Below are 9,800 nucleotides of genomic sequence, written 5' to 3'. Positions count from 1 at the left end.
TCCAGAGTTTTAATACTATAATTATCTTTTGATGCCTTAAAAATATTTTCGTAAAACTGCCATATCTGGGGCTTGGCTCCCTTATCAGTATCCATATAAAATACATTATAAGCTTCATATTGATCCAGAGGTAGAAAAAATAAAATTGCCTCTAACAACTCTGGAATACTATGACCATCAGCTCTTACGGTTAAAGTGTCAGCAGACTCCGCTGGATAATTTGCATCCGCCAGTACAATCTCATCCCCGTGTCCCATCTCCATTAACACCATCATTAACTCCGGAGAAATAATTGAAGGTATATTCTTTAACATAATTACTCCCCCCTTCTAATGAATGGGAAGATATCATCAGTAGAGCAGTGGTTAGCGAAAATTATTTAAAATTAAATAAATTAAATAAGACTATAATCTTCAGGAATAATTCAAATTAGAGTATATAATCTCTTACCGCCTCATACCAGGCAACAACATTTTCGACTGGAACATCATAGCTAATGGTATTAGAAATTCCCAGAACCAATCCTCCATTCTGTCCGCAATATTCTATATAATGAACAGCTTCTTTTTTGCAGTCTTCCGGGTTCCCAAACGGTAATGTTTTCTGAAGGCTTCCACAACGATGTAAAGTAATTTTATCTCCATATAATTTTTTTATTAAAAATGGATCCATACATTCAGGTTGTATTGGATCTATAACATCAAATCTAATATCAATAAGGTCAGGTATAATCTCACTTATATTCCCATCGCTATGAATAAAGATATGGATATCTGAATTGATTTCTTTACATGATGTAATTATTTCTGACAATCTAGGTTTATCAATTGCTCTCCAAATATTCGGTCTCATAATGAGGCTATGCTGTATTGCAATATCACCCTCAAAACCAACCATACCCATACCAGCCTTTGTCATTCTTATCAGTATCTCACCCTGGAGTTTATATAGTTTATCATATAATTTTTCAATAAAAGCTCTATTAATTAAATAATCACATAAAAGGTTTTCCATACCTCTTAGCATCCAGGCAATCTTAAATGGTTGAGCTATTAAGCCCTTAACAAATATCCCTCTATTCTTTAATTCCCGGACCTTTCTGGGAAGATCGGGATCGTCAATAATATTTTCTTCTATTGGAATAAATACTTCATCTGGATCTTTAGCATTGACTAATGGCCCAGAAGTCCATCCTGCGTATTTACCATCATCACTAATCTTAAAAACAACACCCCAATCATTTTTAAATGTTCTTTCATCTATTCTTTTATACTTCCTGCCACCACCCAACCATGCTGCTTCAATTAAGGAATCCTTTTTATCATCATGATCAGGAAAATTTATCCTAATCCAACCATCTGTTGGAAAACGATCTATATCTACGGCCCCTAAAATATCAAGTACTTCCTGATATGATTCAACACTATAATGCTTTTTTAAAGCATTCTGAACTTCCGATCGAGCATCTATTACAGTAGGTATCCGGTCCGGAAGCTGATGTTTCATTGTGGTTAAAAAACGTTCCCGTTCATTCATTTTTATCTTCTTCTAATTATAGTATTTACACGAATCAATAACCAAAATAATAAATATAAAATTAGATTAGCAAATCATTATAATTTTTTATTTTGAAATCTAAATAGTATCTTCGAATATTCAATTTACAAAAACTTGGCCTTTGCTCTGTTTATTATTTTACTCTTTACTTAGTTCTAGATTTTTACAAATTTGTAATACTTCTTTTATTCTTTCATCACTGGTGGTGGCTTCTATATCAGCTAACTCTACATCACAGGGAGATAATTCATCGTATATTTTTTTCATATCTTTCTTAATTTCATCCAAATTTGCTTCCTGTAATCGAACAGGCGAATACCCAACCGCTCTCCTGGCTTCAGGAAACATATTTTTGACTCTTTTTAGATCAGACATAATTCCCATATCTAGGTAACCGATTTTTGGCAATTTTTTTAACTCCTCTAAATAAGGTGTCACATCCCAATTACATGTGTGCACACCAAATCTTTCAAAACTTTCGGCAATTTTTTTATCATAAGGAAATAAAAATTCTCGATAAATTTGAGGAGATATCATGTTAAGCGTACAATTACTTACAGAAAAATGATTAATATAAAACCCGGACTCTCGCTGTCTTTTTTGAACTTTTTGGGCTAATCTTATCATTACCTCACAAATTATAGAGAAAAAGTGCTTCACCAGAGCTGGTTTATCATAAAAATCGGTAAAGATATTCTCTCCCCTTAAATAATACGCATTATTTAAAATCCCCTGCCAGTTTAAGTAACCATGAATTTTGCTCCATTCTCTCTTAATAATATCCATTTGTTGAAATAATTCTTCAACAAATGAGCCATTTAGAATTTTATCTATATTTAATTGGACAATTTCTTGATCACCAAGCTTGGCTGTTTTAGGATCCAGTACCGGCCATCGATCCTTCTGATATATTACTGGAAAACTAAAAGCGAGCGGAATAAGATAGATACCATAGCATCCAGAAATAGTAGCTAAATCATCTTTATAATCCTCATTCCAATATGTAACCGAAGGAAAGATCTTACATAACACCTTCTTCATTTTTACCAAAGTTTCATAACGATAAAAAGGATCTTTATGCCATTTTTCCGAAAAATCAATCCCGCATCTCTGATGAAACCAGCCGGGAACAAAACCAAGGGATACTCGCATATCGGATTCTGTACCATCAACAGGTTCTCTTCTAGCTGGACCACTTATGGGAATATGATTTCTTAAATTTAATGTCTGCATAATATTTATTCTTCTAAAATCGGAAATTATACTGATTTATATTATTGTTTACATCTTCAAGATGAAAGAGAATAAATTAATAAGAATATTTTGGAATGACATGTTTATAAAAGAATCATCAAGCCTTATTGTTTTAATATCTATATTATTTAACTATGAAAAACTTTTTCTGCTCTCCATTTTTGTAAAATTTCCGAGCAAGAGTACTCAGGAAACATCTGTTCATCAAAATGAAGAATAAGACCTCTTTTGCCTCCCTCAGTAGCTTCTTTCATTCTATTTATATATCTCTTCTCTAAAGTTTCTCCATTTTCTTTAGGCCACAATCCAAAATAGCACTTTCTATATATTAAAAAATTTCTCATAGTGGTATAAAAATCGTACATTTCGGGATTACCTAAATTAATGGCTCTTACTTCTTCTATTTGCAAATAAGAGTTTAATAAATATTCGTGTTTACCACAATAATGAATGAACCCTCCTCCAAATGTTTTCAATGCTTTTTTATCATATGGAATGACAAATTCATCAATGTGCTTTGGAGATAACAAAGTAGCACTGTCTTCAGAAATACGGACACCACCGTCTCTCATATAAATCCCCCTTACCAGTGCATGTCCGTGATAGCAATTATTATTATTTTCACCTATCACCTTTTTCAATTTTTTAGTAACTTCGATATACAATTCGGTACAAAGCCCTAAAAGGTAATGGACAAAGGCTGGATCATCATAAATATCATAAAAAATATTATCTCCATAAACAGAATGGGCAATATCAAAAGGTCCTTCGGTATCTGGAAGATATACATGTATCCAATTAGGTAATTTCTCTTTGAAAAAAGTAAGACAATCAATTGCTTTTTTCATAATTTCAATATTACCTAATGCTGGCATTTTAAAATTTTTTATTTCTTCTTTACTTAGATGAAGGGTTATCCAAGGAAAAGTATCTCTTGGCACTTTATATTTCAATCCAAACATAGCAGGAATAAATATAGTTCCAAAATTAGGACGTATACATAAAAGAGCATCAAAAGTATTTTCAGCACATTTTTCAATCTCTTCTAAATGAGCATAAAGCATCTTTTCTTTATCATAAAATTGCTCTTCCATATCATAGGTCTTTCCAGGAACAGAAATATTTTGAGGTCTCCAGAATATCAAAGGTAAAAAATCTACTTCTATGTCTTCTAAAACTCGGGCAATCCTCTCCTTCCCTTGAGGATCTCTTTTTATTTTTTTTTCAATTATTTTAATTAATTCTTTTATAGCTATACCCATATATTAAAATATTATTCTGAATGATTAAAAACTCAGTATTCAGAAAATCAATAATACTCTTTTTACCATTTCTAAATTAATCTATTCTTAAAAAGTAAGATTAATAAATTTATTACTCATAGCCATATGATAAAAATATGTTAATATTTTTATCTAAAGGTATTTCCTTATTATTTCTTGTACTTCCTTATTCAGTTCCTCTTTCTCTTGTCGATGGAGACCCAGTAAAGGTTTTCTGGTAAAAGTTTGCTTAAATCCTCTATAAACAAGGGCTTGTTTAAAATAAGCTAGATTTGCTCCATCTTTTAAAATCATTGCTATATGTCTTATGGCAATTTGTTTTTCATGTGCCTTTTCATAATTGTTTTCTTTTAATGCCTGGTAAAATTCTAAAAATACCTCAGGAAACACATTAGCATTTCCTGATACACTCCCCTTTGCGCCATACAGCATAGCAGGCATGATAATAGGATCTGATCCGATGATTACATCAAAATCATTTGGTGTTTCATCAATCAATCGACTTAACCTAAAGATATCTGACATGCTATTTTTAATTCCCACTATATTTTCTACTTTAGCTAATTTAGATACAGTTTCGGGTAATAAATCATTTGTTGTACATCCAGGAAGATTATATAAATACACTGGAAAGCTTTCACTTACACTTTCTGCTATTGAATAATAATAATTCTCCATTTCATATTGACTTACATTAAAGTAAAAAGGGGTTACAGCTCCAATGCCTGCTGCTCCTATTTTTTCTGCATGCTGCCCTAATTCACATGCTTCTTTAGTAGATATTGAACCAGTATGGACAAATACATTCCCTCTATCACCAACATGGTTTATTATTAATTCAGCAGTTTTTTTTCTTTCCTCTATATTCATTAAAAATACTTCACCTGTTGTACCTAAAATATAGAAGTCTTTAACTCCTTTTTTAATTAAAAAATCATAATGCACCTTAATCCCCTCAATATCTATTTCACCATTTTTATCAAAAGGTGTAATTGTGGGTACAACTATATTTTTCATTCTTTTCATTAAGATAATCCTCCTATCTCTTTCTTTGATGCTACTTTTAATATTTCCCAGACCTTCGCGATTTCATAAATATTAGTGATTTTTCTATATTTCTTTTATGTTTCATTCAAGCAAAACTTTTATTACAACTTTTTTAACTTTTTCTGGATTTTCTAAAGCAATCCCTGGCATATGTACTTCATGCGGATAAAAGATAACAAAAGTTCCGGCATTAACAATAAGGTGGCTACCTTTGCCTGTAAAAAACTCAATATCTTTATTTTCATCATATACCTTGTATTTTTCTACTTGGCTTAAATTCGTATAGCCTATTAATTCCTTATTGGTTATCACATATTGTATGTCTATATAATGATGATGAGCTTCCCATAATCCCTCTTTTTTTGGTTTAGTAAAATAATTATTTACAACACCATAAATATTAAGACCATAAATCTCATATTTTCCCGGTTCTAAATTCATAAGATCCTTATTTCTTATAAAATCAAATGCTTTTCTAAACTTATTATTTATTGGTAAATATAAGTGAGAATTTTCTAGCATATCAATAATCATGTTTTTGCCTCCTGCCTATCTTGCTACTTAAAAAATTTGAAAAAAAGACAAAACAACCTGTAAATGTATTAGTAGACAAAAATGACAATCCTTACACTAATTATTTTATCTCTCTGCCTTCCTTTATAATTTTCCTTGCTTCTTCAAGATCTTCTGGAGTATCTATACTCAAAGCATTATACTCATATTTCGTTTCAACAACGAATAATTTTGTACCATATTCCAGAGCTTTTAACTGTTCTAATGATTCTATAATAGATAAAGGCGTGTCCTTTAATTTAACAAATTCTTTTAAAAATGACTTGCGATAACCATAAATCCCTATATGTTCAAACACCTTAAAATTAATTTCTTTTCTTGGATATGGTATCAAAGAGCGGCTGAAATACAAAGCATAGCTATTAATATCACGAACTACTTTTACAACATTCTCGTTTGTAAATTTTTCTTTATTCTTTATTTCACAACAGAGGGTAGCCATGGGAATATTTTCATCTTTCATTAATATTTCTACTAGCTCATCTATTATCTCAGAACGTATAAAAGGCTCATCCCCTTGGATATTTATTACAATATCAACATCTATATCTTGAATAACTTCAGCAATTCGAGAGGTACCATTAGGATGAGAAACTGAGGTCATTATGGCTTTAGCATTAAATTTTTCCACTTCTTCTTTAATTCTTCTATCATCTGTAGCAACAATTATTTTATCTAATAATTTTGTTTCTTTAACCCGCTCATATACTCTCTGAATCATTGTTTTTCCACCAATATCCTTCAAAGGTTTTCCAGGTAATCTAGTAGAACTATATCGAGCAGGTATTATTCCTATTACTTTCATTGCCTGTAATCTCCTTTCTAATTTAACTCCAATTTATATTGCTGGGCTTTTTTGAAAAGTCTTTCTCTGTTTATGGGCTTAACATTTTCTACTATCCATTCTCTCATATTCTTTCCTTCTTCAGATTCTTGAGGATAGCTTATAAAATCAAGATAAATACCTAATCCATCAGCAACTCTGTATGCTATAATAGGCCAAATTTTACCAATATCCCCTACAATTGGAATGCTATTTTCATGTCTGGCAAAAGCAGACATCTCCATTCGAAATGGTATTCCAGTAACCTTGGTCTTTGGCAATCCTTTATTTATAGCTTCTTGAATTTTTTTATTCTCCTCCTCCATTAACTTAGCTCTCATTAAATTCTCATCTAAATCTATTCTAATGAGAGTCTTTTCTTTTAGACTAAAAGTTTTCATTCCATTCCAATAAGACCAGATACCATGACCAGTATAGCATTCAAAAGGTCCATCATGTATTTCCTGGGTTAAGGCTACCGCTGATTCTATAATAATATCTGCCTCTTCTAACATTCTGGCAATACGCATTGATCTTTCTGATATAGAAATGCTATCTCCAATTGAAAGGCCAACTACTCCTCCTCCAACAAGCTGAGGTACAGTTACAATAACCGGAAGACCTTTCTCTGCTCCCCTACCTATCATAGTCCTCTGATCTGCTGCCCATCCAGCTACCTCTTCAAAAGGTAAATTATAGGTTTGGGAAATGTGAAGTATTTTACGTGAAAGAATTTCGGTTCTTAACCCCATAGGGTAAGCCATATTCCCTGCTGCTTTAATAATGATTTCACCATCAATAGATTTAGATTCTTCCAATAAGGATTCATCTAAAATCATTTCTTTTTTCAGAATTTCCAAATCATCTTCTTTCAACTGAGTAAATTCAAAAATATTCCCTCTAGGAATATAATTTTTATCTATTTTAATTCCTAATTTATCTACTTTTACCCTCTTAACCTTGTCTAAGCTACCAGCCATCTCATGAGCTACAACTGCCGAACTTGTACTGACACTATTAATAATATTTTTATCCATTAATTCAGAAATTAATGTGGTAACACCTTCGTGAAGATTTGGTCCACTACCGGTTACTACCATTATCTTTCCATTTTTTTTCTTTACTTCTACAATTTTTTTTATTGCTTTATCTAAATTCTCTTTACTTTTTTCTTCAATATCCTGATAATACATCTCTATTAATTTGAGGTTAATTTCCATTTTTATTACCTCTTTTATATATTTTTGTTAGATATCCATAAAATAATTTACTATATATAATACTTATTTAAGGAATATACCCTGCTAATTTAGGTAAAAATAAAACTAACTCTGGCAAGTAAGTGCAAGTTAACAAAACAGCTACTAAAACACCTATAAAAGGCCACATTTCCCTGATAATCCCTCCTAATGGAGTACCTGATATGGCACTTACAATGAATAAGCTCTCACCATAGGGAGGAGTAGAAAGCCCAATCATAAAATTCAATGTAGAGATAACTCCAAGGTGAACCAAATCTATTTCAAACAATATTGCGATCGGTATAAGTATAGGCATTACTATAAGTTGTCCTACAATAGGGTCCATAAAGCAACCCAATAATAATAAAAATAGATTTATAAATAATAAGAAAGTATATTTATTAGTAATAATCCCTGAATTCATAACAGCATTTGTAATGGCTACCGGTATTTGTTCCCGGGAGACGATATAACTAAAAATAAGTGCAGCTGCCACCATTGCTGATACTTGTCCCGTACTCAAAGCTGATTCTTTAAAAATCCTGATTAATTTCTTCCATCCTAAAATACGATAAACAACTACTGATAATATAAAAGCATAAAAAACAGCAACTGCAGCTGCTTCTGTAGGAGTAAATACTCCCCCGTAGATGCCCCCTAACAAAATTACTGGTGTTAATAACGGGAAAAATGCTTTTAAAAAAGATTTCACTAAACTTTTTATATTAAATGATTCATCAGCAGGGTAGTCTCTTTTTTTTGAAATATATGCTACATAAATCATCATAGCCAATGCTAAAAATACACCAGGGATAACTCCACCAATAAATAAATGTCCTACTGAAGCTCCTGAAATCATTGAATATATTACCATCGGGATACTTGGAGGTATAATAGGGCCAATTGTAGAACTTGCTGATGTAACTGCACAGCTAAACTCTGGATCAAATCCAGCATCATTCATTGCTTTTATTTCTATTAGTCCTAAACCAGAGGCATCAGCAATTGCTGAACCTGTCATACCAGCAAAAATAACCGAAACAAGCACATTAACATGACCAAGCCCACCTTTCAGTGAACCTACTAGCTTACCAGCAAAATTAAAAAGACGCTCAGTTATCAAACTTTCATTCATTATCTTAGCAGCTAAAATAAATAATGGAACTGATAATAAAACAAATTGTTTTTCAAAACCTATTACCATAGTATCCACGATAACTGCCAAATGTATTTTAGTTAAAATAATATAAAGAATTGAAGGAATGGAAATTGCAAAGATAATGGGATATCCAAACAAGAACATAATTATAAATAAAATCACCCATATCGCTAAAAACATTTATCTAGTCTCCTGTCTTATTGATTTTTTATTAACAATTAAGTAATTTATATCACGAATAATATGATCAATATTGTGAATAATGGTTAAGACTAAGAAAATAGAAAAAACTCCAAAAACAAAAGTCCAGGGTATTTTAAGGGCAACTGTCTTGATTCTGTAATTAAATAAGAGATAATCCCAAACAGGGATAAAAATAATAATAAAAATAAGAGTAGTAATGGAGTTAAAAATGATATTAAGCATTTTTTGTACATTTAAAGATAAAAAATCGTAAATCATGTTAAACTTAACATGATTCTCTTCTCTTACTCCCCAAGCAGCTCCTAGATATAAGGTCCAAATATAAGCATAAATAGATAATTCAAAAGGCCACTCTAAGGAAATATTAAGGAAATATCTATAAAACACTTGAATAACAATTGTTGAAAAACAGGTAATCAGAGCAATAGCAGATAAATATTCTTCAAAAAATATAATAATAAAGCGATACACGCTTTTCAATAATCCCACTTGATTTGCTTCCTCCTTTATATATGCTAAACATGTTTTTGTAAAACAACAAAATGGTATCTAACAAGTCTTTCTAGAAGATAATCAATTATTCTTCCTAACCTAAGTCTAGCGAGATTTTTGCAGAATCTTTCCCTCTTACTATTTAGCTTTTAAAGAACATATTTTCA

10 protein-coding genes are annotated in these 9,800 nt (G+C 31.3%); all 10 read right to left on the bottom strand.

All coding sequences use genetic code 11. The annotated features are described in order from the left end of the window. The coding region (locus tag PHD84_08030; GenBank protein MDD5637743.1) for an RbsD/FucU domain-containing protein at positions 1 to 314 on the bottom strand (314 nt) is incomplete at its 3' end. A 115-nt stretch (positions 315 to 429) separates the two neighbouring features. After that, a complete protein-coding gene (locus PHD84_08025) occupies positions 430 to 1,536 on the bottom strand; it encodes a uroporphyrinogen decarboxylase family protein (GenBank protein ID MDD5637742.1) in 1,107 nt (368 codons plus the stop codon). 159 nt (positions 1,537 to 1,695) lie between these two features. Next, the gene (locus PHD84_08020; protein ID MDD5637741.1) at positions 1,696 to 2,790 is read right to left on the bottom strand and encodes a uroporphyrinogen decarboxylase family protein; all 1,095 of its coding nucleotides are present in this window, start codon (positions 2,788 to 2,790) and stop codon (positions 1,696 to 1,698) included. A gap of 149 nt (positions 2,791 to 2,939) precedes the next feature. Further along, a complete protein-coding gene (locus PHD84_08015; GenBank protein ID MDD5637740.1) occupies positions 2,940 to 4,073 on the bottom strand; it encodes a uroporphyrinogen decarboxylase family protein in 1,134 nt (377 codons plus the stop codon). A 153-nt stretch (positions 4,074 to 4,226) separates the two neighbouring features. Next, a complete protein-coding gene (locus PHD84_08010; protein ID MDD5637739.1) occupies positions 4,227 to 5,120 on the bottom strand; it encodes a dihydrodipicolinate synthase family protein in 894 nt (297 codons plus the stop codon). A 102-nt stretch (positions 5,121 to 5,222) separates the two neighbouring features. Then, positions 5,223 to 5,675 (bottom strand): YhcH/YjgK/YiaL family protein, encoded by a 453-nt coding sequence (locus PHD84_08005; GenBank protein MDD5637738.1) that lies wholly within the window; start codon positions 5,673 to 5,675, stop codon positions 5,223 to 5,225. Between the two features lie 100 nt (positions 5,676 to 5,775). Continuing rightward, positions 5,776 to 6,519 carry a 3-deoxy-manno-octulosonate cytidylyltransferase gene (gene kdsB, locus PHD84_08000; protein ID MDD5637737.1) on the bottom strand — a complete coding sequence of 248 codons (744 nt, stop codon included), beginning with the start codon at positions 6,517 to 6,519 and terminating at the stop codon, positions 5,776 to 5,778. A 17-nt stretch (positions 6,520 to 6,536) separates the two neighbouring features. Next, positions 6,537 to 7,757 carry a hypothetical protein gene (locus PHD84_07995; GenBank protein ID MDD5637736.1) on the bottom strand — a complete coding sequence of 407 codons (1,221 nt, stop codon included), beginning with the start codon at positions 7,755 to 7,757 and terminating at the stop codon, positions 6,537 to 6,539. Between the two features lie 67 nt (positions 7,758 to 7,824). After that, positions 7,825 to 9,117, bottom strand: a complete 1,293-nt coding sequence (locus PHD84_07990; protein ID MDD5637735.1) for a TRAP transporter large permease — start codon at positions 9,115 to 9,117, stop codon at positions 7,825 to 7,827. Beyond that, the gene (locus PHD84_07985) at positions 9,118 to 9,630 is read right to left on the bottom strand and encodes a TRAP transporter small permease subunit (GenBank protein MDD5637734.1); all 513 of its coding nucleotides are present in this window, start codon (positions 9,628 to 9,630) and stop codon (positions 9,118 to 9,120) included. Positions 9,631 to 9,800: the final 170 nt, after the last annotated feature.

The sequence above is a fragment of the Atribacterota bacterium genome, from assembly GCA_028717805.1.
Classification (GTDB): Bacteria; Atribacterota; Phoenicimicrobiia; order Phoenicimicrobiales; family Stramentimicrobiaceae; genus Stramentimicrobium.
This window is presented reverse-complemented; position numbering and strand designations above follow the sequence as displayed.

Bases quoted from the DNA above. Each gene is read 5' to 3' on its own strand.
- PHD84_08025 (MDD5637742.1), bottom strand. From the start codon at position 1,536: ATGAATGAACGGGAACGTTTTTTAACCACAATGAAACATCAGCTTCCG.
- PHD84_08020 (MDD5637741.1), bottom strand. From the start codon at position 2,790: ATGCAGACATTAAATTTAAGAAATCATATTCCCATAAGTGGTCCAGCT.
- PHD84_08015 (MDD5637740.1), bottom strand. From the start codon at position 4,073: ATGGGTATAGCTATAAAAGAATTAATTAAAATAATTGAAAAAAAAATA.
- PHD84_08010 (MDD5637739.1), bottom strand. From the start codon at position 5,120: ATGAAAAGAATGAAAAATATAGTTGTACCCACAATTACACCTTTTGAT.
- PHD84_08005 (MDD5637738.1), bottom strand. From the start codon at position 5,675: ATGATTATTGATATGCTAGAAAATTCTCACTTATATTTACCAATAAAT.
- kdsB (MDD5637737.1), bottom strand. From the start codon at position 6,519: ATGAAAGTAATAGGAATAATACCTGCTCGATATAGTTCTACTAGATTA.
- PHD84_07995 (MDD5637736.1), bottom strand. From the start codon at position 7,757: ATGGAAATTAACCTCAAATTAATAGAGATGTATTATCAGGATATTGAA.
- PHD84_07990 (MDD5637735.1), bottom strand. From the start codon at position 9,117: ATGTTTTTAGCGATATGGGTGATTTTATTTATAATTATGTTCTTGTTT.